Raw genomic sequence first — 25170 nt, forward strand, 5'->3', positions numbered from 1 at the left:
CTACAACATGCTGCGGGTGTAGCAGGATTTGAAGGTGCACAAGTCATCAGTAATGATGATTTTTGGACCACGGACATGGATATTTTTATTCCTGCGGCACTGGAAGGGCAGATCACTGTTGAAAGAGCACAAAACATCAAGGCAAAATTAATCCTTGAAGGTGCCAACGGTCCAACCTATATTGAGGCCGATGATATCCTGACGCAAAGAAATATTATTGTGGTGCCAGATGTGGTGTGCAATTCGGGTGGTGTAACTGTCAGTTATTTTGAATGGGTGCAGGATATGGCAAGTTTCTTCTGGAGTGAAGAAGAAATCAACCAACGACTGGATAAACTCATGGTTCAAGTGGTGGATGATGTCTGGAACATGGCCAATCAACATCTTTGTTCACTGCGTACCGCTGCCTATATTCTTGCATGTCGCCGTATTCTGACCGCACGTAAAGAACGTGGTGTATTTCCGGGATAATGCTTGTGATGGTGGAAGGACAGTTACAATTATGGCTATGCCAAAGTGTAACTGTTTCTGCTTTATTCAATCGATATCTGAACTGGTCGTATAATTGCTTTATGGCATGACGGGAAATGTAGTGATTTTATACAAAACTGATGCTCTCGAATGTAAAAGTAAAGTTTTAAGAACGTGTGTAATTCATCATTTTCTTTAAAAAATTGGTAATCGGCATGAACCTTAAAAATCTTGAAGCATTCTACTGGGTATTGACATTAAATAGTTTTAATAAAGCTGCGAGTAAACTGCAAACCACGCAACCTGCGATTTCTCAAAAGATTACTGCGATTGAAAATGAATTAGGCTTTAAAATTCTTGATCGTAACTCTCGTCAACTCAAAGCGACGTCCAAGGGAAACATTTTATTTAAATATGCTGAAAAATTCATGCGATTGGAAGGAGACTTAGTTGCAGAACTAACCGAAAGTCAATATCTGACAGGAACAATTCGTCTGGGTGTATCTGAAACAATTGTCCATACCTGGTTGGTAGAATATATAGAAAAAGTGCGGCAAGAGTTTCCAAAGGTTTCTGTTGAAATTATCGTGAGTTTAACGCCGAATTTACAAGAAGGTGTTCGTACCGGCAAGTTGGATATGGCTTTTTTACTTGGGCCAACCTTGCCTTTTGAATGTATTGAACGTTCGTTATGTGATTTTGAACTGAGTTTTTTGGCTTCACCATTATTTAAAGGCGGTATAGGGCAAATGTCTCTTAAGGATCTTATGTCTAATACAATTTTGACTTATCCTCGTATTACTTATCCCTATAAAGAACTTAGAGCCAAAATGAAAGAAAAAAATATTGATGAACCGCTTTCGATTACGAGTTATTCATTGGTTACTTTATTGCGGATTGCAGAGCAGGGCTTAGGTATTGCAGTTGTTCCCACATTAACAGCAATAAAAGAAATATTGGATGGTCGATTGGAGATTTTAAATACGCCTATACAATTGCAAAAATTTCATTTCACTGCGATTTATACCCAAGGCAATAATGTTGCATTAAAGGAAAAACTTACCGATTTGGCAGTTATTACTTCAGAAAAAGCCATGAAAAAATTGAATGAAAAACTCGATATTATCAACTAGTCTAATTTTTCATATAGAGAACTGTAATATGTCTAAATAATTGAGATATTACGGTGATTTTTAACTATATCAGGAGTTGTTTGGTAGCCTCTTTTAATCTTATTTAAGATGCTGCCTCCTCAAAGCGATTTTTAATATCTTCCATTTGGGCATCAATTTTATTCATATCAACGCCCTTGATTTTATTGGTATCTTTCCAGCGTGAATTTTTAGGTAAAGTATCCCCAATGAGAGAATATCAACATATCTTGGACCGTCTCTTATTCATCATCAACGAATAGATATTTTAAAAAAATCATGAAGTAATGGGAAATCTTGTTTGTGCTGCTAATTTGCCTATCATGCATTGGCCAACGTCATCAGATACTCGGTATTGAATGTGGCACTGTACATGCTTTTCAGGGCAAAGAGGCCGATATCGTGTTTTTTAGTATTAGGTAAAGCGAAAGATCGTATTGGGGAGGAAGCTAGAACCTGCGCTTCCTCGAGTCCAAATCTATTAAATGTTGCTATGACACGAGATAAAAGTCGTTTGTATGTTATCGGTAATATTCATACTTGGTCTAAAATGAACTATTTTTCAACATTGGCTAAACACATCTGGTGAAAACAATTTAGTAGTACAATAAGTATAATGATTGAGTTGTAACTTTAATTTAGATGATTTGAGGAATCGTGTGGTTTTGAATGAATACTTTTAATATCGAATTTTTGACTCAATTCAAAATGTGTTGTACTTGTAAAATAAATTACCGAAACAGGAAGCCAATACTGCTCACAGTAATATCAGGATTTACTTACCAGCACATAGTATCATTCACAGCATGAGCTATAAGGGAGGCTCGCTGATTCTTCAGCATTGAGTTATTGAAAATAAAGTCCACTGGTGTTGTCATATAAGAAGTAAGAGCATCTTCTGGATTTTTCCACATCTAAGAATTATAAAATGTAGGTGACTATTGCCAAGGTTGCGAGTTTTAATTTAAGTTCAAGTGATAATAATCGTTCTCTTGATAAAGATTATTTCAAAGTCTACTAGATTAAATTTTTAGCAACACCATGAATATTTGAATTGATATTATCCTGTAAAATATCAAATAATCTGTCTTGAGCTTCTTCTGTTGCCCAAGCAATATGTGGCGTAATCATGACATTTGGATGCTGGAGGTTAAGCAGGATATGTTCCGTTGCTGGCGGTTCTTCTGATAATACATCAGCACCAAAACCTGCAATATCATTATTTTTAAGCGCATGCGCCAAACTATATTCATCAATTAGCCCTCCACGGCCTGCATTGATTAATATGCTGGATGACTTCATTTGTTGGATAACCTCTAGATCAATCATTCCTTTGGTGTGATGATTTAATTCGCAATGTAACGACAATACATCAGCAATTTTGATGGCTTGATTAAAAGGAATATACCCTTGCCGACAAGTAAGGGCATTTTTTCGTTCACTAAAATATACATGCATGCCAAAAGCTTTTGCTTTTTTAGCTAAAGATAAACCGATTTCTCCTTTTCCCAAGATCACTAAATTTTTGTTGTTAAGCTCTCTTATGGAAGCAGATAAGTAATAGGAAGTTGGGCTATTACTCCATTTTCCCGTTAGAACTGAGCTAAGTTGTGAATTCATATTTTTAAACAAATTAATCATCAGCATGAACGCATGTTCAGCGACAGCATCTCCAGCATAACCTCGGATATTCGCCACTTTTACACCATTTTGGCGTAATAATGGAATATTGATATGATCGAATCCTGTAGAACATAAGGCGACCAGTTTGAGTGTGGGATTATGGTCTAGGACTATTTCATCTACAACTAGGTCATTTACAACCAGTACATCCTGATCATATACCTGTTGATAAAATTCCTGTTGAGATAATTGATGATACTCCTTGTATATACAAGGAAAGTCAAAATGGAATTTTTTATCCAATAATATATTTTTTTCGACACAGGTAACTTTTAAAATCGCCATAATTTTTCTCATTTTTCATGGTAAAGATAAAATCTCAACACGCTCTACAAGAATTCTAATTTTCAGTATAAATAACAGGAAGATCAAAACAATTCATTTGTGCATTTTACCAAATGAATTGTTAATTTAAGGATTTGTATGACTCATCACAATATTGTATTTTTTAAAATAGCACTATTTCAATGAGTTATATCTTGGTGCCCGTGCAATTAAAAATTATAAATTGCTTGTAAGTTAAACAATTTATTCGTGCCACTATCATCACCAACAGCATAAGAGGCTGTTGTGCCACCAATGTTAAAGTCATTTTTGCCGATAATATATTCTGCGACAAAAGTGAGTTGTTTGTGATCTACAGATACACCCAAAATACTACGGCTTGAATCTTTAAATCCTTCCGCATCTTTTTGGTAGGTACTGTACATGGCATAAGGTGTAATCGTGCCAATCTTTTCTATGTTTTTAAAGGCATAGCTGATGTCTGCGGTATAAAAAGTCCCTTTATTTGCAATCTCGTAATTGTCTTTAAAGGAACCCACGGTCGATATATCTGGGTTAATAGCATCTTTATTATCCACTTTGTTTTTACCGCCAGTTAAAGTGAATGCTAGATTTTCATAAGAAATGGTAGAAAATAAGGTCCATGCTTTGCGATTACCAGTTAACTGCGTAGCATCATTATCGATATCCGAATACCAATAAGCACCTCCCAATTTTGCGGATAATTTATCATCTTCAGATAATTTTAAATCTCTGGAAATACGTGCAATCCACATATTTTTTTCATCTAAAGATTCAACATAGTTGGCTGTGTAACGGCTGGCATCGGCACTTGATCCATATTTACCACCATCTTTGGCAAAATAAGCCAGATCAATATTGGTCGCTTTAAATGGCTGGAAATGATATTTCACCCCAAGGTTGTGTACATCTTCAAGACCAAATTGCGTCACGATGCCACCATACCAGTTACTTTCCCAGAAGCGTCCAGGACCAAATGGCACAGGTTGTAAACCTAAGGTAATATTGTCCGTCTGGTTCATGTTGTACCCCAGATAGCCATCGACTAATGAGGAGAAATCACATAATTTATCAAATTGATAGCAACGATATTCAATATGCCCAAATAATTTTGGCGATTGATAATCCAGATTGATTTTTGCGGCGTCAAAGGTTAGTTTATGATCATTATCTGACCAACTTTTATCCTGATATTTTGCACGTAAGAAACCTGATAAGGTTAATGCACCTTTGGCTGTTGTTTCATCTCCGATGGTTAATGCATCGGCTTGTGCTGCATTGAATCCACCCAAAGCAAACATTGTGATGGATAATGTTTTTACTAAACGATATTGCATATTAAAATTTCCTCTAAAAATGACTTTATGCTTAATTTTTAATGATTAAGGCGTATAGTCCATATATTTGCGTTTGATATTGATGTGGTCGGCAATGTGTTTCGCATCATGCCAGACTCCCCAGATAAAACTGGAACCCCGACCAGTCAGATAAGGTAAACCTAGAAAGTAAATACCTGCTTGATTGGTAATACCTTGCTTATGTTTTGGTTTTTTATTGTCATCAAAGATATCTAGTTCAAGCCAGTCATAATCATAACCAAAGCCTGATGCCCAAATAATACTGGTGATATTTTGCTGTGCCAGATCAAGTTCCAGAATAAGATTTTTTACACATTCAGGGTCATCAAGTAAGATTCGTGCTTCGGGATCTTCGGGCAAATCCAGTCCACTATTGGCAATAAATGCATCTGCCTCATCCAGAAGTTTTAAATAATTTTCTTCTCCCTGATGAATATTATCTGCCAAGTCCGCCTGAAAACTGACTTTTCCATCATCAAATGCTTTAGTCATGCCAAGTAAGGTAATGCCTTGTTGTGCAAGCTTTTTAAAATCTACAGTGTGGCCGCCCTGTGCACCGCTGACAGCAAAGCCTTTGAGAGGACCATTATCTGGTTTTTCTGCTTCCCAGCCACCAAGCACGCCCAACCACCAAACATTATCCCGACCACGATAACGACGGGGTGGACGTTCATGTTTGCCAACAGATAAAAATACTTGTTTGCCAGCACGATTTAATTCGTCAGCAATCTGCACTCCCGAAGATCCTGCACCAATTACCAATACATTGCCTTCCGGTAGCTGCTCAGGATTTTTATATTGGTCTGAATGAATTTGGTACAATTTTTCATCTTTGGGTGCAATTGCCGGAATCATTGCTTTTTGAAAAGGCCCGGTGGCAATGACGACACGCTGTGCCTCAATTTTTCCTTGTGACGTTTCGATTTGATAAGTCAAAGATTGTTCTTTCTTGCTGACTTTCAGAACTTCTACTTCGGTATAAATCGGCGCATTAATTTTTTTTGCATAAGCTTCAAAATAATCTGCAACCTGATCATGATGTACAAAACTTTCCGGTGTCGCAGAAAACTCCATGCCTGGAAAACGATCATGCCAGCATGGTCCATTTGCGACCAGTGAATCCCAGCGTCTGCTACGCCATGCTTCCGCAATTCTGGCTTTCTCTAGGACCACATGTGCAATGCCTAATGTGCCAAGATGTTCACTCATGGCTACGCCTGCCTGACCACCACCGATCACCACCGTATCTATTTGTTCTGGTAAATTCATGATTAATCCTAAATTCTTGATTGATCTATAAGCTTCAGGCTTGCATTGCAAAATATATTCTCTTTAACAGAGCAGGCCATAAATATGTTGTTTTGATCTTAGAAAGTTGTTTAAAAAAATGAAAATCGCATATCCAAAAGGAGTGAATCAAAAAAAACGAATCGCTCGGAATGTGAGCAACTTTTATTAAATTGAGTTTTTAGTACGGATTATCTGAATTAGAAGCAAGGAAAATAGAAATTGAGTTGAGAAATGGGATCCGCATACTAGAAAGTGTAATAAAACACAGGATCGCAACATGAAACATACTCGTATTCGTACCTTTAATACCAAAGAAACTTACCCAGAACAAAATCTTGATAATGACTTGTGTCAGGTGGTTGTGGCGCGTGGCTCTACCGTTTTTCTACGTGGGCAAATCGGGCAAAATCTTGATACTTCCGAAAATGTCTGTATTGGGGATGCCAAAGGTCAGGCAGAACAAGCGATGTATAATATTGATATGCTTCTTAAAGAAGCGGGTGGTGAATTACAGGATATTTGCAAAATTACCATTTATATTATTGATCCGCGTTACCGTGAAGACGTTTACCGTGTCGTTGGAAAGTGGCTTAAAGGGGTTTTCCCTGTTTCGACAGGGATTGTAGTGTCTGCACTGGCACGTCCGGAATGGCTGGTTGAAATTGATGCGACTGCTGTGATTACAGACTAATCCTCAGGAGAAGTGTATGACATTTTCCATTGTGGCACGTTGTAAAACCACGGGACAATTGGGCGCTGCCGTGAGTTCTTCCTCACCCGCAGTTGCCTCACGTTGTATTCGTGCCAAGGCTGGTGTAGGCGTGGCAGCAAGTCAGAATATTACGGATCCGCATTTGGCGAATATTCTGCTTGATTTAATCAAGTATGATGTCTCCCCAAATGATGCGATTCAGGAACTGGTATCTAATACAGATTTTATTGAATATCGTCAATTACTTGTACTCAATATGCAAGGTCAGGTTGCTGCGTATAGCGGGGAAAAAACATTGGGTATTTATCAGGCCCATACAGGTCAGCAGGTTGCCTGCGCAGGTAATTTACTGGCAAATCCAGATGTTCCACAAACCATGTGTGAGGCCTTTGAGCAAAGTCAGGGATGTTTAGCCGAACGGTTATTACTCGCCATGCAGGCAGGTCTTACCGCAGGTGGAGAGGCGGGCAGTGTTCATTCAGCTGGTATACTGGTCGTGGACAAAGTTCAGTGGCCTATTGTAGATTTACGTGTCGATTGGTCTGAATCTGATCCAATCGGAGAGCTCTACAACATATGGAAAATTTATCAACCACAAGTTGAGGATTATGTGTTACGTGCCCTGAATCCATCCTCCTCACCAAGTTACGGCGTTCCAGGTGATCCATAATTTGCAGTAACTCAATGGAATAATCAAACGTGTTAAATCGTATTTCGCTACGCCAGATGGAATATTTTGTTGCCACCGCAGAAAGTGGCAGCATTATTATTGCCTCAGAAAAAATTCATGTATCTTCACCCTCAATTTCTGCTGCAATTGCACATATTGAATCAGAACTTCAGGTTCAATTATTTATTCGGCAACATGCCAAGGGATTGATTCTGACCAATATTGGCGAACAAGTGATGAAAGAATGCCAGCAAATTTTATCACAGGCTGGCAGCCTATATTCATTGGCAGCTAACTTCTCAGGTTCGATCCGTGGTCCATTAAAACTGGGCTGTTTTACTGCATTTGCACCGATGTTGTATGCAGAAATTATTCATGGATTTAGTAATTTATATAAAAGTGTTGATCTGGATGTCTGTGAGGGTGATCAGGAAATTTTGATTAATGGTTTATTGCGGAATGTGCTGGATGTGGTTTTAACATATGATCTTAATATTGATGAAAATTTACTCCATTTTGAATCATTGGCATCGTTACCGCCCTATGCATTATTTAGTGAAGAACATCCTTTGGCACATGCACCCGCAGTGACGATGGAAGAGCTGGCAGCTTATCCAATGATTTTACTGGATATGCCTTACAGTAACGATTATTTTATTTCATTATTCAAAAATAGAAATTTGAATCCACAAATCATTAAAACTTCCAAAAATTCGGAAGTGGTTCGTGCCATGGTTGCCAATAATATTGGCTATAGCATTTTAAATGTTCGACCAAAAATTAATTATTCCTTAGATGGGAAACGATTGGTACGTGTGAGAATTTCAGGCGAACAGCGTCCAATGCATATCGGTTTGGTCACTGCAAAAAATGTCGTTCTCAATACGGTTGCTCAGGCATTTATTAGTCGTTGTCGGGCCTTTATTTCTGATCAATATATTCCGGGTATGGGGGCACCACATTTTTATGACCCACATATTCGTACAAAGGAAGACGAATAATGTCTGATCTTCAAAGTACAATGCTACTTAAACAACTGATTGCTTTTGACACCACTTCATACAAAAGTAATCTGGAACTTATTTATTTTGTAAAACAATTGCTGGAAGATCATGGTATTGAGGTAAGACTGCAATTCAATCCAGAAAAGAGCAAAGCCTGCTTATTTGCCAGTATTGGCCCTAAAGATGTATCAGGCATTTTACTCTCGGGGCATACCGATGTGGTGCCTGTTGAGGGTCAGGACTGGCATAGTGATCCATTTGTTGCGCTGGAAAAAGACGGTAAAATTTATGGACGTGGTTGCGCTGATATGAAAGGGTTTATCGCCTGTGCTTTAAATGTGATGTTACATGCCAGCACGCAAATCCTGAGTAAACCGTTACATCTATGCCTGTCCTATGATGAAGAAATTGGCTGTATTGGTGTACGAGAGATTTTACAGCATTTGTCAGAATATATGATTCCACCCATTTGTTGTGTCATTGGCGAGCCTACCTTAATGCAAATTGCAACGGGACATAAAGGTAAAGCAGTATTTAAAGCCATGTGCACAGGACAGGAAGGACATTCTGCGCTTGCACCACAATTTACCAATGCTATTCATGTGGCCAATGCATTGATCAATTCAATTGTTGATACCCAGCAACACATTGCCCAAGCAGGTGAACAGGATAGTGATTATGATGTGCCATATTCCACACTTCATATTGGCAAAATTGAAGGTGGTAAAGCCTTAAATATTGTTCCCAATGAATGTATTGTCGATTATGAAATCAGGAATATTGCACAGGACAGCAGTGATCAAATTCAGGAAAAAATTCAACAACATCCTGCTCTGGATAGGTTTAAAAAATTTGTTCATATTGAAGAAGTCAATCAATATCCCGGCTTATTAACCTCGCCAACCGTTCAAGCCGTTAAATTTATGCAAAGCTTACTGCCAGAAAATACCCAGACAGGTAAAATTTCCTTTGGTACAGAAGGTGGCTTATTTGCCAATCAATTACATTGTCCAGTCCTTGTGTGTGGTCCCGGTTCAATTACAGTGGCACATAAACCTGATGAGTTTGTAGAAATTAATCAGTTAATACAATGCGATGTATTTTTGCATAAACTGCTGCAAAGCCTGCAATAAAAGTGTTTTAGGCCATTATCATCCCAACCTAAACCATTTTTTTGTTCATATTTTTTAGATTCATATTTTCCACATGGCTACATCACGATTTAGAAATTACTTATTAAAAGCAAATCCGCTATAAAAATAATAAGTAAAAATTTTACAGATTTTGGAGGTTTGAATGGAGTTCAATTGGGCTTACGCATTCAGTTTATTAACCAATCATGATTTTTGGAAGGCCACACTTACAGTCATTGAACTCAGTGTTCTGGTATGGGTTTTAGGGATTGTATTTGGTTTTGTGCTAGCATTGGCAAAGCAATCAAAATTTAAGATTCTATCTAAAGGTAGCAGTCTTTATATTTGGTTTTTTAGAAGTTTACCCTTATTGGTCTTATTGGTATTTATCTATAATCTGCCACAAATTTATCCATCGAGCAGTGTTTTGTTGGCTTCACCGTTTATTTCCGGTTTGCTGGCCATGGCATTAAGTGAGGCGGCCTATATTGCCGAAATTCACCGGGGCGGTTTAAATTCCATTGCCAAGGGCCAAATAGAGGCGGGTAAAGCGCTCGGTCTTAAATATACAGGCATTCAACGTCTGATTGTTATTCCACAAGCTTTACGGATTGCGTTACCAACCTTAGGCAATGAATATGTCACTATTGTAAAACTCACATCACTGGTTTCAGTGATCTCCCTGACTGAGATTTTATTGGTCGGTCAACGCCTGTATACACAAAACTTTTTGGTCATGGAAACCATGCTGGCAGTGGCATTTTACTATGTGCTGATTGTTACTGTCTTTGGATGGCTGATGAACTGGCTGGAAAAACGCATGGATGTAAGCCGTAAAACGCCCGGGTTACTTCAGGAGAACGATCCTCTTCTGTCAGATATTTCCAATGCCTCCATTTCAAAACGCAAGGAAATTATTTCGGAACAACATGGTCAATATGCACTCGAAGCCATTGATATTCATAAATCCTATGGCGATCATGAGGTGTTGAAAGGGATTAATCTGAATGTGAAATGGGGAGAAGTCATTTCCATTATTGGGCCATCTGGATCAGGAAAAACGACGTTTATTCGCACCTTAAATGGTCTGGAAAAACTCAATCACGGTACCGTTAACCTACTGGGTCATCCATTTTTAAAAGATCAAAGTATCACTGATGAATCCGTACAATATAAATCACAAATTATTCATGTCGGGATGGTCTTTCAGAGTTTTAACTTGTTTCCCCATAAAACCATTCTGGAAAATGTAATGTTGGCACCGCAATACCATCAGTTGGATACGCCAATGGCCAATAAAGTCACAGCGTTGGCCATGCTGGAAAAAGTGGGGATGAAGCAACATGCTAAAAAATATCCTCACCAACTGTCGGGTGGACAACAGCAACGTGTTGCCATTGCTCGTGCATTGGCAATGCATCCATCAGTGATTTTGTTTGATGAGCCCACTTCAGCACTGGATCCGGAATTGGTGAGTGAAGTACTTAAAGTGATTGAAGAATTGGCCAAGGAAGGGTTGACCATGATTATCGTTACCCATGAGATGAACTTTGCTTTTAAAGTTTCTGATCGGGTAGTCTTTATGGAAAATGGTTATGTTGTTGCCAATGATAGTCCGGATAATCTATTGAAATCTGAAAATAATCGCCTACAAAACTTTATTCAAAAGAATTAAGCATTTAAAATTAAATAGATGTTTTGCTAAAGATGCAGGGTAATTTTATTTACTCTGCTTTTTTATGTGGTTCTCATTCTAAAATTATCATTCATATTTTCTGTGTCCAAAGCTATTCAGAATATGACATAAATGGTGGTATTGATAGAAAATTATAATTGCCAGTGATTGCATTGATAATATAAAACGCCAGATAAAATTTATCTGGCGGTTGCTTGAAATAAGTATCAGGCTTTTTAGGACGACAGATACAAAATCTTAATCCATAAAGCTAGGATCTTCCTCAGCCAATAAATATTTCATTTCAGTAAAATGTGCTTCACTAAAATTTTCAATTTTTTCCCAATCTTGCGCTGTTTTTTCGGCAACGTCATCGCTTAGAATTTTTAATGTTTGACCTGTTGAATAGGCTGTAGTGAGGATCTGACATGCACGTTCAATGGTATACATATCATCAAAAGCCACGCCGATAGAATGTGAACCAATTAATATGCCATGATTGCCCATCATTAAGCGTTTCTTATCTTGTAAAATATTGGCAAGACGTTGTCCTTCAGCTTTAGAATCAGCCATGCCCCCATATTGGGAATCATAAGCAACCCGATTAAAATAACGTGCCGTATTTTGATCAATGGGAATAATTTCTGGATGATTTAAGCAGGAAATCGCTGTTGAAAATATGGGATGTAAATGTAACACTACACGCACATCGGGTCTTAGGCGATGGATTTGACCATGGATTGCCCATGCTGTTGGATCAATTTCACCACGATTAAAACTACTGACATCGTCTGCATCTACTAAAATCAGATCACTGGCTTTAATTCTGGAAAAATGTTTCCATTTGGGATTAAGTAAAAACTTTCTACCATCTTCTGAAACTGCTGCACTAAAATGATTGGCTACAGCTTCATGCATCCCCATTTTGGCAAATAACCGAAAACATGCTGCTAAATCAATACGGATTTGTTTTTCATCCACGGGTGTATACTCTCAAGAACTTACTGAATTTATTCTATAGATTTTTGGCTTCATGCTGGATCGGATTTTTAATAACCATACATAGGAATTTCAAAATTACTTTCCATTCAAAACTTGAGTATAACTATTGATAACAGATATCAAGCAAATATCACATGATTTAACCGGAATCCTTACTATGCGTATTATGAAATATTCTCTTTATCCATTTATAGCATTATTACTCGCTGGTGGTTTAACTGCCTGTAATAAAGACACTTCTTCAACCCAAAACAGTGATGCTTCAACAAATACTCAAGCAAAAGTCATGAATATTGGTTCAGATATGACTTTTCCGCCTTTTGAATATATCGAAAATAATCAACCAAGTGGATTTGATATTGATTTAATGAATGGAATATTGCAGCAATCTTCTGCCAGTGCAAACTTTATAGATACACGGTTTTCAAATTTAATTCCTGGTTTAGAAGGCAAAAAATTTGATGCTGTGATTTCCGGGATGTACATCACAGCAGAACGTCTGAAAAAAGTGGATATGGTCCCTTATTTCAAATCTACTGAATCGGTGACTGTACTCAGTAATTCTAACTATAAGCCCAAAGTTCGTGATGATTTATGTGGGAAAACTATTGCAACACAAAAAGGCTCATTATATCCGGATCAACTGAATCAAATTTCCCAAGAAAGCTGTCTTGCAAAAGGTAAAGCAGCCATTACTGTTCGTGAATTTGATACCTCACCACAGGCAGTGCAAGCTGTATTGGCAAAAGCCGCCGATGCTCAATATGATGATAGCAGTGTGGCGCGTAATACTGTCAAAAAACTCAATGGCAAAGTAGAAATTACTTCGACAGAACCATTTTTTCCATTCATTGGCGGCATTGCTGTACGTAAAGGCGATACAGTTACCTATAATCTAATTAATGATGGACTACAAAAGCTAAAACAATCTGGCGAATATGACACTTTAATCCAAAAATATGATTTACAGGCCCCGACTGACGAAGAAATAAAAATCTTTATGGATCAGGCTAAATCATAATTTTGATACGCTGGTCAAAAGAACGATTCTTTTGGCCAGTCATTATATTCTTATAATCGACTTCTTATAAAAATCAAAAACAACCAATTTTTTAAGTATAAAAATTAATTCGCCATTCTCTGCGAACGCAGGCATGGACTCATAATATGTGATATAGAGTTTAATGGAAAAGATCATTTAACGTAACTTTGGCTCTATTTATAGATTGATTCAATGATGCTAATCCCCTGTTGCTGAATAATTTATTCGAGAAAAAATGTCTATAAATAGATGTTAATCTAAATAAAAGTGTTTAAATTAAGTTAATCTATAATTATGAATTTATATGTGCGACTAGCGAGTGATCAATTGGCTTAGCCTCGTATCGGATGAATCGATATCTTTTTCTTAAAAACATTTGCTATATTTGGGTCGTGGTTGAGAAGATATAATCCTTTGAAAATAAATAATAAGTTTCAAGTTTGTAGCCATTTTAAGTAAGAGCTATTGCAGGCAGATGTATTGAGGGGAATTTATGAAAGATGAACGACTTGGTGCTGATCTCGGAAGTCTATTACGCTCTGCTTTGGAACAGTCATGCTTGGCTGCCATTCTCATTGACGAGAATGATCAAGTGATTTTTTTCAATGGGGCAGCTGAAAGACTATGGGGCTATAAGCATGATGAGGCATTTAAACTAAACTTGCAGCAGTTGCTGCCAGAGTTCTTGTGTTTACACATTCATACTGATTGTTGGGAAGATGGACTCACAGGTACTGAAACCAGACACGATATTTTGATTAATCAGCCAAATGGAAAGCAACAATGTTTGAGCATTTCATTGTCACGTATAGTCATTTCAGGTCGAGTTTATCATATGGTCTTTGCGTATGATGCAAGCAAAGAAGAGGATATCTGTCAGCAAAACAGCGCGTTGCTGGCTGCTGCAAATCACACTGATCTTCCCATTCTTGTCCTTGATCAGGACCGTAGAATTGTTCAGGTAAATCGTGCATTCACCGAAAATTATGGTTATGAGGCAGATGAAATCATTGGTCAAGATCCTACTACGATTTTTATCAGTCCCCTAATGATGAAAGATGAAGTAAATGCATTCCTTGGTTTACCTTGGGGGAAATCCAAGATTCAGGCAGAAGCAAAGATTACAAGTAAGGATGGGAGTGAGTCATGGATTCGTATCTCAAGTTCACCGATTAAAGAGGATGCGCCTGCCAGATTGATTGGGCATTCGGTTGATGTGGTGTCTGATGTGACAGAAGAGCGTTTGATCAGAAACTTAGAGCATGATGTGTTGGAAGCTTTGGTGAGCAATCTTTCATTTTCCGACATGGGCAGTTACCTGTGTCAGCGTGTTCGGGAGAGTGCTCCGGATGTTATTCCCTCTATTTTATTGGTAGATAGCGAACACAAATTACGGCCTTGGGCTGCATCTGGATTGGTAGCAGGTTACAGTGAGGCACTCGATGGCGTGGAGATCGGGGAAAATGTGGGCAGTTGTGGTACGGCAGCCTATCGAGGCGAGCCGGTACTGGTCAATGACATTTCGACTGACCCTTGTTGGAAAGACTATCGGCAGTTGGCCTTGTCAAACGGGTTGCAGGCATGTTGGTCCTTTCCAGTTAAACGGCGTGATGGCATAGTTGCATGTACTTTTGCCTTTTATTTTAGTACACCACGAAGTCCCGATATATTTCATATGCGCATTGCTGAAGCCTGTCAGCATTTATGTATCCTTGCGATTGAGTTGGAAGAAAACAGGCGACAGATGACCCGACTGGTACAGTTTGATACCTTGACGGGCTTACCTAATCGAAGTTATTTACATCACCACGTGAGTGAATTGCAGACCTCCGGTATAGAATCTATAGCCTTTATTGGGCTGGATATTGATCGCTTCAAGGATGTCAATAGCACTCTAGGCTACAAGGTCGGTGATCAAGTACTACTGACAATCGCAAATCGACTTCAGGAGCGGCTAAAACCTGACGAATTTTTATGTCGGGTTGAAAGTGATTTCTTTTTCCTGGTGATTGCAAACTGTGATGTGTATCGTGCGACTGCAACTGCTGAATATATACAAGCTATTATGGGTGAACCAGTAGAAGTTGCCGGTCATATTTTAAATTTAACGGTCAGCATCGGTATTAGCCACTCTAAAGAAGGGGAGTGTGATCTAGAGACTTTCCTTGCCAATGCTAAGAGTGCTATTTTTGAAGTGAAAGCGGCTGGAGGTGGTTCATTCAAGTTTTTTAGCCCTGAAATGAATCAAGAGGCATGGCAGCGTCTTCTTTTGGGTGTCAAGTTAAAGCGGGCGATCACCAATGGTACTTTTTATCTTCAATATCAGCCGCAGATGCACAGTAATGGCCGCTTGTATGGTGTAGAAGCCATGGCACGATGGCATGATCCAGAGCTTGGCGAGATACCACCAGAAAAGTTTATCCGTATTGCAGAAGAAACGGGCGATATTGAAGTGATTGGTCGCTGGGTTCTGCGAGAAGCCTGTCGTCAGAAGGCAGAATGGCAACATCAGAATATACAGATACCTAGGGTTTCGGTGAATTTGTCACCATATAACTTTCGTAATAAGGATTTGCCCGAGTTCATTGCCAGCTTGTTACAAGAATATTCATTAACGGGTGCAAGTTTGACCATTGAAATCACAGAAAATCTGATGATGAGGTTGAGCCCTGAAACGCTTGCGCTGTTGCAGCGGATTCGTACACTCGGGGTCGGACTTTCTGTTGATGATTTTGGTACAGGATATTCCTGCCTTTCTAACCTTGCCAATTTACCTGTTACTGAGCTCAAGATTGACCGGAGCTTTATTGAAAACAGCTTACAGCAACCACGATTACAATCTCTGGTGGAGGCTGTACTTGGTATTGGGCGCAGTCTTGATTTGACAGTGGTAGCTGAAGGTGTCGAAACTGAAGAGCAGCGGATAATGCTAGGGGAGCTGGGCTGTCCTGTGATGCAAGGTTATTTGTTTTCACGTCCTATAAGTGCACATCATCTTACGGAGTGGTTTTTGGTTTGGGAGATGAGAGCTACGCGCTATAAGATGGATTCACAGCCAGATTTGACTGTGAGTCAAAACACTAAGGAAATAGAGCAGCAACTGAAAAAAATGAAGGGCCAAATAGCACCGCGCTTACCGAAATTGTTATATGACGTCGTTGGTGCCCTGCCTATAGCGGTGTCTTGGGCCACATTGCCAGGTGGTGTAATTCAGTATTGTAATGATGCGTTCTATAGCATGTTTGACTATCCTTCAGGTTATTTTCGTATGGCTGATCAGTTGATTGATGAGGCATATATCCATGAGCATCAGCGTAAATTGATTCGTTCGCACTGGAACAATTTTTTCTCTGGTGATGGTGAGGGAACGACAGCGATTCCTGATACTGAAATTGAGATACGGACTGGTAATGGTGAGATACGTCCAGTGATGCATTGTGGTGTGATTCTACATGAACAGCAACTTGCAGTCGCAATTTTTAAGGATATAACCGAATACAAACGTGACCAACAAATGTTACGTAACTTTGCTTTCCTTGATCCGTTGACTGGTCTGGCGAATCGTCGCGGACTCACGGAACGATGGTTAGAGGAGCATCAGCATCAAGTGGGTGGTCGGCGTCTGGCTTTCCTTATGGTGGATTTGGATGGGTTTAAGCTGATTAATGATACCTATGGGCATGATGCGGGGGACCAAGTTTTAAGGGTTGTCGCAGAAAGACTTACGGAATCGGTTCGAGAGGTTGATCTGGTTTGTCGGCTAGGGGGCGACGAATTTGGTATCATGATGATTGCGCCAAATGATTTTGGTATTGTTGCTGGAATCTGTGACCGTATTGTGGCCTTATTGCAGCAACCGATCAGCCTTGGACAAGTGGAGGTGCGTATTACTGCGAGTATTGGAGGATGTTTCTATCCCGATCAAGCATCTGATAAGCACGAGCTTTTACGACGTGCTGACGAAGCTTTACTGCAAGTTAAAAAGAAGGACAAAGGCGGATGGTGTTGGTGGGAGAATTAATTTTTGGATAGGTATCGCTTTGGTTATTTACTTTGATGATTGATTAAAAATTTAACAGACTCTTTCCCATTGTTCAAAAAGGGATTGTTGGCACACTATTCTATGTTTTTAACGTTTTATGCTTTATTTATAGTGAATGGCGGGAACTTGAGTATTGCACAAATTTTTAACACGTTTTTAATTAAAATGTATTAACCCCTATAGATATTATACGTACTTACAATGGAGTAAAAAGTAAGTACCTGAGCGCATACTGTGACCCACATTACTTTTTAATCATTGAGATGCTTAACTGGGCAGATAAAATCACAGTCCAGAAAAAGAAAATTTATCTTTAATATTTTTCTTCTTTGGATAATAAATATAAGTCATCAGCCAGATATAAAAATTTTTCAGATAACATTTTATGGATGTCCTCAATGGCCTGATTATAAAAATATGGGCTAATTTGCGTCATAAAAAATTCCAATATGAACTGTGATTGGAAATGACCTAACTCCATATCCAATTCATCTCGAAAATAAAGTTTAATTTGATGAATAATTTTTTCTTCTACCTCAGGATTTAGTTTGATTGATTTACTCATTGTTTTCTCTCAGTAATTATTTTAAATGAATGGGCGTTGTGGGTAGGGTAACTTGCTGATGTCATGGGCAAAACAATGACATCGGCTTGATAAAAAATTTATTGGTAATGTGCGTGAGCATGGGGGGCTTAATCTGTCACTTTACCAGCCATTGTGCCGGATCATTGCATCAATTTTGGGTTCACGACCACGAAAGTTTTTAAATGCAGTCAAGGCATCCACACTGGCACCGACTGCAAGAATATTGCTTCTAAACGCCTGACCAATCGCTGGATTAAAGATACCATGCTGTTCAAAACGATCAAAGGCATCACTGGCAAGTACTTCAGCCCATTTATAAGAATAATAGCCTGCGGCATAACCACCAGAAAAAATATGATTAAAGCCATGCTGAAAGCGATTAAATTCAGGTGGAATAATCAAAGCAATCCGTTGTCGGACGTCATCCATAATCTGTTGAATTTTCTGGGCATTGGGCGGTACTGGCTGGCTATAGAGTTCAATATCAAACAATGCAAATTCAATCTGGCGTAGAGTTTGTAAACCTGTTTGAAAATAACGGCTATTTAATAGGGCTTGCAATAAATGATCGGGTAAAATCTCATCAGTTTCGATATGACGGCTAAATAATTCCAGTGCTTGCTGATCCCATGTCCAGAATTCCATGATCTGACTGGGCAATTCAATGGCATCCCATTGTACGCTCTGCGTTCCTGCAACGTTTAAATTATCCACTTGGGTTAAAAGATCATGTAAGCCATGTCCAAATTCATGAAACAAGACATTGATTTCAGCATGTGTCAGTAGAGCTGGTTGATCGGCGACAGGTGGGCTAAAGTTGGCGATCATAAGAACAATAGGCCGTTGTAACCCTTCGCGGGTTTGCATACGACTACGGATTGCGGTTTCCCATGCACCACCTTTTTTATGGGGACGTGCATAGAGATCCAAATAGAATCCACCAATCATCTGCCCCTGTTCGCTGATTTCGTAATAATTCACCTGTGGATGCCAGCTTGAGTTTTGTTTTTGCTCAATCTGAATACCATATAGACGTTCAGCAATTTTAAATAAGCCTGCAATCACTGTGGGTGCCGGAAAATAAGGTTTAAGAGCTTCTTCCGATAAATTAAATTTATGCTGTTTGATCTTCTCCGCAAGGAACGGTACATCCCAGGGTTTGATTTGCTCAATGCCATAGTGTTGTCCCATCTGCTGCAATTCAATCAGATCTTTTTCGGCAGCGGGTCGAGCCTTGACAGCCAGATCATTTAAAAACGCTTTGACGGCATCGACCGAAGGTGCCATTTTACTGGCTAAGGATAATTCGGCAAAATTTTCAAAACCGAGCAGTTGTGCTTTTTCATGCCGTAATTGTAAAATTTCCTCCATCACAGGCGTATTATCATATTCTGTATCTCCCAGTTCGGAAGCAACGGTAAATAATGCCGTATAGAGATTTTCTCTTAATTGACGATCTTCTGCATACGTCACGATGGCATTATAGATCGGCATATCCAACGTGGCGATCGCACTATTTTCATCAATTTCTGCATGCTTAGTTATGCGTTGTTGGGCAAGCTGTTTGAGTAATTGCACAGTATTTTCAGGTAATCCTGAAAGTTGTTCTTCGCTTAATATTAAATACCAGCTTTGACTAGCATCTAAAACATGATCTGAAAATTGTGAGCTCAGTGCAGAAAGTCTGGCATTGATGTCTGCTAGCCTTTGTTTTTTCTCAGCGGGCAGATTTACGCCTGTCAGTTGAAAATTACGAATGGCTAAAGTCGTTGCACTTTGGTCGGCAGGACTTAATTGTTGGAATAGGCTGGATTGCTGTAAGCTTAAATGTGCGTGATAAAGTCCCAGCTGTTGTCCGTACTGCGTATAAAAAGCACTGAGTTGTTTTAATAATATCTGATGTTGATGGCGAATTTCCTCACCGCTGGTGATGTTATTCAGGTTGGAAAACACACGCCAGATTTGTTGTAAGGCATTTTCTGCATATTCCAATTGTTTTAGTAAATCAAAGATTTGTGCAGCGGTCCATTGTTCTTGCTGAATAGAAAAAGCATCTAAGGCGTGTTGAGCATGTGCTAAGGCATCTTGGGTACGACTGGCTAAAACTTCTGGGCGAAGTTGCTTGAAATCAAAACCTGTTAAGGTGGCAAGTGGTAAATTCTGTATTGCCGGGGGCGTGTTGTACTGTGGTTCGGTGATAGATTGATTCATGTTCTATTTTTCCTGATTATTCAATGAATTAATTTAAGTTTTCAGCTTAAAATCATATTGTGCAGACGTGCTCAAGGCACAAAAATAAGTGCTATTCTTGTTTGAAAAGATCAAAAATGATGAAAGCTGAATTTTGCATAAAGTGGGTGTAATTTGAGACATTACACCCACATGATGATTTACAGTCTTTTAATCCAGCGACGTTATCGCCTAGCTCACCACATCAAAGCCCAGATCTTCAATAATTTCTTTAAACTGATCTGCCTGTAGTGTTGGCTGATGATAGTCAATGGTCACAGCACCTGTTTCCAGTACCACATCAACCTTATCTACACCATCAATGGCTTCTACAGCTTTTTTAACTTTACCGCTGCAACCACCACAAGACATACCTTGAACATTTAATACGAGAGATGACATTTTATAACTCCTTGGGTTTTGAACATGAATCGTTAAATTAGATGAAAAACAACATTATTTTTCATCATGATATTGATTTTTACACGGTTTGAAGCATTGCATTCTGTTCATAATGCATAATTTGTCCTTCGGCAATGGTCAGGCGATAATCCGCATTACTAAAGGTATCCACCCGATGTGCTGCCACAAAAATAAGTGCAGTTGGTATCCAGTCACGGATAAAACACCAGACCGCCTGTTCGGCATCCAGATCCAGACCATTACTGGCTTCATCCAGAATTAATACTTGAGGTCGGCGCAGCAGGGCACGGGCAAGGCAGACACGCTGGCGTTCGCCTGCCGATAAATCTGCACTACTTAATTCGAGGGACAAACTGTGCTGATGCTGTCTGGAACTGGCCCATACCCCCTGCCAGACCTGTAATAAAGTCTGTTCAGAGACGTCCTCTGCGCCAAGTAAAATATTGTCCCTGATGGTGCCGGGAATCAGCACTGTGCTATTGGACAAATAACAGACCTGTTGTGCAGCAACACAACTATTTAATTCGTTGTTGGATAAATGTCCAACCTGTAAGGGTTGATGATGTGCAATCGCTTCATATATCTGACATAAAAAACTGGATTTTCCTGCACCGGAATGACCGCCAACCAATACTGTATTACCTGCATCAAAGCTGAGTTGTTCACCATTTTTTAACACCATAGATAATGATGAAGTGATGTGCTGTAGCTGAATATGATTTTTGGGTTGTGTTTTGGAAAATATCCCCAGTTCATCACAGACCTTGAGTTCAATTAAGGCACTACGAATGCCGGAGATTGCACCGGTGACAGTATTTAAAGGCGATAAAATACGATCCACAAAAGTAATTGCCAGAAATACCGCACCGACACCGCCATTGCCTGACTGGATAAAAAAGTAGGCATATGACATGGCTACACCATAGGTGATGATTAAACCTGTTGCCACCAATGCACCACGCCAGACTTTAATCTTGAAGAATTGTCGATGGGTTTCCACCGAAATTTGCGTTGCGGTCTGTACACGCTGGCTAAAAAAGCTTTGTGCCTGATATTCTTCCATCAAGCGGGCATGGCCTGACAATTCGGCCAAGGCTTTAGACACCTGATTATCCTTAAGATTTGCCTGAGCAAAAGCACGTGCTTCGGCATTACGGCCCAGCAACATAAAAAACACATAACTCAGTGCAGAAAGTGCAATCACAATCGGTGCATGCCAACCCAGTAATACCGCTACCGCAATCCCGACAAAAATAATCTCGATCACAATTGGCAACAAGCCAATCAACAATTGATATAAAATTGCCATAGCACCGGTTTGTGCCTTGGCCATCCTTCCCAGCAGCTCACCGACCTGTCCGACATCTTCACGGCCTCGCAGGGTGACAGCACGTTTGGCAGCTGCCACAGCAATTTTTATGGAAAGGCCATACATGGCATCATAGGCAACAGGATTAAAGAACAGCCAGCGAACTGAGCCAATCAAATGACTGAATGCTTTGGCCAGCACGAATGCCAGCATCAACCAGACAATTGAATGAATATCCACAGTTGCTGCCTGCGTATCTTCCAGAATCCATGCCAGCAAAATGATGGTACTGGCACTTAAGATGGAGGAAAGCGCCACCAGACATACCGAAAACAAAAGTTTATGACGCTGTTGGGTATTCAGTAGTTCATAAATGCCTTTTAAAGTATGCCGGAATTGCTTAAACGTGGGTAAGTTGATCAATTCAGGGCTTGCCATGGTTTATTCCTTATTTAAAACTTGGCTTTCCAGCGACGTAATAATAATGAATTACTCAGCACAGATACCGAGCTTAAGGCCATTGCCGTGCCTGCAACCACAGGATTGAGTAAACCAAAAGCAGCCAGAGGAATACCCAATGTATTGTAAATAAAAGCAAAGAATAAGTTTTGTTTGACTTTGCGCAGGGTCGATTTGGATAAATCAATGGCATTGAGTACGCCACTCAATTGGCTTTGCATCAGCACTACATCGGCAGAATCCAATGCAATATCAGAACCTGCACCAATGGCAAAGCCAATATCTGCTACCGTAAGCGCAGGTGCATCATTGATCCCGTCACCCACCATGCCAATCATGCCGCCATGGGTTTTTAAACGCTGGATTTCTGCGGCTTTATCTTCAGGTAATACCCCGGCAATAAAATGATCAACCCTGACTTTTTCAGCAATCACTTTGGCAACCCGAGGACTATCGCCAGTCAGCATGACGACTTGAATGCCTTTATCTTGTAATGCTGCGACAGTGCTTACTGCATCGGGCCGTAATTGATCCATAAAACCAATATAGCCTTGTAATACCCCATCTAGTGCTACGGCAATGACGGTATTACCTTGTTTTTCCAGATCTTCAATCAAGGCTTGATCAAGCTGAATATGTTCTTCATTTAAAAAGCGTGGTGACCCCAATAATGCTGTTTGACCATTGACACTGGCGGTCAGGCCGCGTCCGACAATGGCTTTAAAATGTTCAACTGCAATCGCTTGAATATTTTTTGCTTGTGCATATTGCACCAATGCTCGTGCCAGAGGATGTTCTGAGTCCTGTTCCAGTCCCAATGCCAGCGCCAGTAATTCATTTTCAGTGTTGGCATTCGAAGTAATGACATGATTTACCGAAGGTTTTCCTTCGGTCAGTGTGCCTGTTTTATCCACCACCAAGATGCTGAGTTGTTGTGCTCGTTCCAGTGCTTCGGCATTGCGAAATAAAATTCCGGCTTTTGCACCTTGACCTGTACCGACCATAATTGCTGTAGGCGTTGCTAATCCTAAGGCACAAGGACAGGCAATCACTAGTACAGCTACAGCACTGACCAATGCTGTACTAAAGGATTGGGTGAAAAACCAGGTTGCCAATAAAGTTAAAATACTGATGCTGACCACTACAGGCACAAAGATTCCTGATATTTTGTCGGCTAAACGCTGAATATTGGCTTTTGATCCTTGCGCTTGCTCGACCAGATGAATAATCTTGGCCAATGCCGTATCGCTGCCAAGACCTGTTGCTCTAACGCGTAATGCACCGTTGTGATTAAGGGTTGCGGCAAAAACTTTATCGTTTTTACTTTTATGTACCGGAACGCTTTCACCGGTTAACATAGATTCGTTAATTTCAGAAATACCTTCAATAATCACTCCATCGACAGGAATACTTTCGCCCGGGCGCACCACAAAAATATCACCAAGCTGCATACCTGATACAGTGACATCCTTGATCTGTCCGTCGACCTCAACATGAGCGACTTGTGGCTGTAGATTAAGTAAACTTTCAATGGCTGCACCTGTTTTGGCTTTGGCGCGTGCTTCTAGTAATTTACCGAGTAATACAAGGGTGATAATTGCAGCACTGGCTTCAAAGTAAACATGCTGATGTAGGCCGCCCGTTAATATTGCCACGCTACTATATAGATAAGCTGCACTGGTGCCTAAAACCACCAGTACATCCATATTGGCAGAACCACCACGTAAAGCGTTATAAGCATTTCTATAAAAATGACGCCCACACCAGAACTGTACAGGTGTTGCCAGTAACCATTGTAGCCAGACGGGAAGAACGCCATGTACACCAAACATCATCGCCACCATTTCAATCATCAAAGGGGCAGTGAATAGCGCAGCAATTAAAAATAAATTGCGTAGATGTCGGAATTCTTGTTGTTTACGTTGTTTGGCTTGTTCTCGACTATTATCCTGTAAAATAAGGGCTGTAAATCCAAGCCGAGATATTTTTTGTATCAGCTCATCTATGTTATTCAAACCGGGGTGAAAATGAATGATGGCCCGCTCGGCACTAAAGTTGACATTTGCCTGAACACCTTGCTGCTTGTTTAATACTTTTTCAATGCGATTGGCGCAAGCAACACAGCTCATACCATCAATTTCCAACTCAAGTTGCTGTTGAGGCACATCGAAACCAATCTTTTTAATTTTATCGATAATCTGTTGTGTCGTCGTGGTGCCTTGTAATTCAATTTGTGCCTTTTCACTGGCAAAGCTAACGTTGGCTTTTACATCAGGGAAACGATTGAGGACTTTTTCAATGCGTGATGCACAAGCAGCACAAGTCATCCCTGTGATGGGCAGTGTAAACTGTTGAATAATGGGCAGACTAGACATATTTGATAGCTCTGTTTTGTTAAACCAATAATACCTATGGTTGGTATATTTTAAAATACCCCATTAAGGTATTTTATCTTCGATAAAAATTATATGGATAATTTATTTTATTAAAATCAATTATATAATTCATATAATTTTATTTTTTCATATATTTATATGAAAAATATATTTTAAAGTTGCTTTACATACTTTTACGATTCATTTGTTTTTAGTACGTCATTGATGATGATTTACTTATTAGTTTATG

General features: G+C 39.6%; 18 protein-coding genes and 2 pseudogenes. 11 read left to right on the top strand and 9 right to left on the bottom strand.

Going from position 1 to position 25170, the window contains the following annotated elements; translation table 11 throughout:
• From CRO21_RS12615 to CRO21_RS17845, 3 genes and pseudogenes are all read left to right on the top strand, one after another.
• Positions 1-471 (top strand): Glu/Leu/Phe/Val family dehydrogenase (locus tag CRO21_RS12615; protein ID WP_409449484.1); only part of this gene is annotated, 471 nt, incomplete at its 5' end.
• Between the two features lie 215 nt (positions 472-686).
• Complete coding sequence (mumR, locus tag CRO21_RS12620) at positions 687-1604, top strand: LysR family transcriptional regulator MumR (RefSeq protein ID WP_097079676.1); 918 nt, start codon at positions 687-689, stop codon at positions 1602-1604.
• A 363-nt stretch (positions 1605-1967) separates the two neighbouring features.
• A pseudogene (locus tag CRO21_RS17845) lies at positions 1968-2211 on the top strand (AAA domain-containing protein); the annotation flags it as partial.
• A 428-nt stretch (positions 2212-2639) separates the two neighbouring features.
• On the opposite strand, the gene CRO21_RS12630 reads toward CRO21_RS17845, so the two are convergent.
• The 3 genes from CRO21_RS12630 to CRO21_RS12640 all read right to left on the bottom strand — a co-directional run bounded on the left by CRO21_RS12630 (position 2640) and on the right by CRO21_RS12640 (position 6238).
• Positions 2640-3590, bottom strand: a complete 951-nt coding sequence (locus CRO21_RS12630) for an NAD(P)-dependent oxidoreductase (RefSeq protein ID WP_097079677.1) — start codon at positions 3588-3590, stop codon at positions 2640-2642.
• 209 nt (positions 3591-3799) lie between these two features.
• Entirely contained in the window at positions 3800-4948 is a 1149-nt protein-coding gene (locus CRO21_RS12635) for a hypothetical protein (protein ID WP_097079678.1), read from the bottom strand.
• A 45-nt stretch (positions 4949-4993) separates the two neighbouring features.
• Positions 4994-6238 (bottom strand): flavin-containing monooxygenase, encoded by a 1245-nt coding sequence (locus CRO21_RS12640; RefSeq protein ID WP_097079679.1) that lies wholly within the window; start codon positions 6236-6238, stop codon positions 4994-4996.
• A gap of 298 nt (positions 6239-6536) precedes the next feature.
• Here CRO21_RS12640 and CRO21_RS12645 point away from each other — a divergent pair, with 298 nt between their 5' ends.
• The 6 genes and pseudogenes from CRO21_RS12645 (at position 6537) to CRO21_RS17935 (ending at position 11453) form a co-directional block, all read left to right on the top strand.
• Positions 6537-6950, top strand: a complete 414-nt coding sequence (locus tag CRO21_RS12645; RefSeq protein WP_097079680.1) for a RidA family protein — start codon at positions 6537-6539, stop codon at positions 6948-6950.
• A 16-nt stretch (positions 6951-6966) separates the two neighbouring features.
• On the top strand, positions 6967-7641 hold the full coding sequence (locus tag CRO21_RS12650; protein WP_097079681.1) for a DUF1028 domain-containing protein: 675 nt from the start codon (positions 6967-6969) through the stop codon (positions 7639-7641).
• 29 nt (positions 7642-7670) lie between these two features.
• Entirely contained in the window at positions 7671-8642 is a 972-nt protein-coding gene (locus tag CRO21_RS12655) for a LysR family transcriptional regulator (RefSeq protein ID WP_097079682.1), read from the top strand.
• On the top strand, positions 8642-9778 hold the full coding sequence (gene argE, locus CRO21_RS12660) for an acetylornithine deacetylase (RefSeq protein ID WP_097079683.1): 1137 nt from the start codon (positions 8642-8644) through the stop codon (positions 9776-9778). The genes CRO21_RS12655 and argE overlap by 1 nt, the downstream gene beginning before the upstream one ends.
• Before the next feature lie 163 nt (positions 9779-9941).
• Positions 9942-10592 (top strand): annotated as a pseudogene (locus tag CRO21_RS17930) (amino acid ABC transporter permease); the annotation flags it as partial.
• Between the two features lie 138 nt (positions 10593-10730).
• Positions 10731-11453, top strand: a complete 723-nt coding sequence (locus CRO21_RS17935; protein WP_228150450.1) for an amino acid ABC transporter ATP-binding protein — start codon at positions 10731-10733, stop codon at positions 11451-11453.
• A 258-nt stretch (positions 11454-11711) separates the two neighbouring features.
• On the opposite strand, the gene CRO21_RS12670 is transcribed toward CRO21_RS17935, so the two are convergent.
• Positions 11712-12434, bottom strand: a complete 723-nt coding sequence (locus CRO21_RS12670; protein WP_097079685.1) for a class II aldolase and adducin N-terminal domain-containing protein — start codon at positions 12432-12434, stop codon at positions 11712-11714.
• Positions 12435-12612: 178 nt separating this feature from the next.
• Here CRO21_RS12670 and CRO21_RS12675 point away from each other — a divergent pair, with 178 nt between their 5' ends.
• Both CRO21_RS12675 and dosP read left to right on the top strand, forming a co-directional pair.
• Positions 12613-13476, top strand: a complete 864-nt coding sequence (locus tag CRO21_RS12675) for an ABC transporter substrate-binding protein (protein ID WP_097079686.1) — start codon at positions 12613-12615, stop codon at positions 13474-13476.
• Between the two features lie 514 nt (positions 13477-13990).
• A complete protein-coding gene (gene dosP / locus CRO21_RS12680; protein WP_097079687.1) occupies positions 13991-17518 on the top strand; it encodes an oxygen-sensing cyclic-di-GMP phosphodiesterase DosP in 3528 nt (1175 codons plus the stop codon).
• A 334-nt stretch (positions 17519-17852) separates the two neighbouring features.
• On the opposite strand, the gene CRO21_RS12685 is transcribed toward dosP, so the two are convergent.
• The 5 genes from CRO21_RS12685 to CRO21_RS12705 form a co-directional block, all read right to left on the bottom strand.
• Positions 17853-18104: a DUF2164 domain-containing protein gene (locus CRO21_RS12685; RefSeq protein WP_097079688.1), complete on the bottom strand. Its 252-nt coding sequence runs from the start codon at positions 18102-18104 to the stop codon at positions 17853-17855.
• 141 nt (positions 18105-18245) lie between these two features.
• Positions 18246-20336: a M3 family metallopeptidase gene (locus tag CRO21_RS12690; RefSeq protein WP_097079689.1), complete on the bottom strand. Its 2091-nt coding sequence runs from the start codon at positions 20334-20336 to the stop codon at positions 18246-18248.
• 210 nt (positions 20337-20546) lie between these two features.
• A complete protein-coding gene (locus CRO21_RS12695; protein WP_097079690.1) occupies positions 20547-20756 on the bottom strand; it encodes a heavy-metal-associated domain-containing protein in 210 nt (69 codons plus the stop codon).
• A gap of 79 nt (positions 20757-20835) precedes the next feature.
• On the bottom strand, positions 20836-22524 hold the full coding sequence (locus CRO21_RS12700) for an ATP-binding cassette domain-containing protein (RefSeq protein ID WP_097079691.1): 1689 nt from the start codon (positions 22522-22524) through the stop codon (positions 20836-20838).
• A 14-nt stretch (positions 22525-22538) separates the two neighbouring features.
• A complete protein-coding gene (locus CRO21_RS12705; protein ID WP_097079692.1) occupies positions 22539-24920 on the bottom strand; it encodes a heavy metal translocating P-type ATPase in 2382 nt (793 codons plus the stop codon).
• Positions 24921-25170 lie beyond the last annotated feature (250 nt).

This window comes from Acinetobacter puyangensis (assembly GCF_900096995.1).
GTDB lineage: Bacteria > Pseudomonadota > Gammaproteobacteria > Pseudomonadales > Moraxellaceae > Acinetobacter > Acinetobacter puyangensis.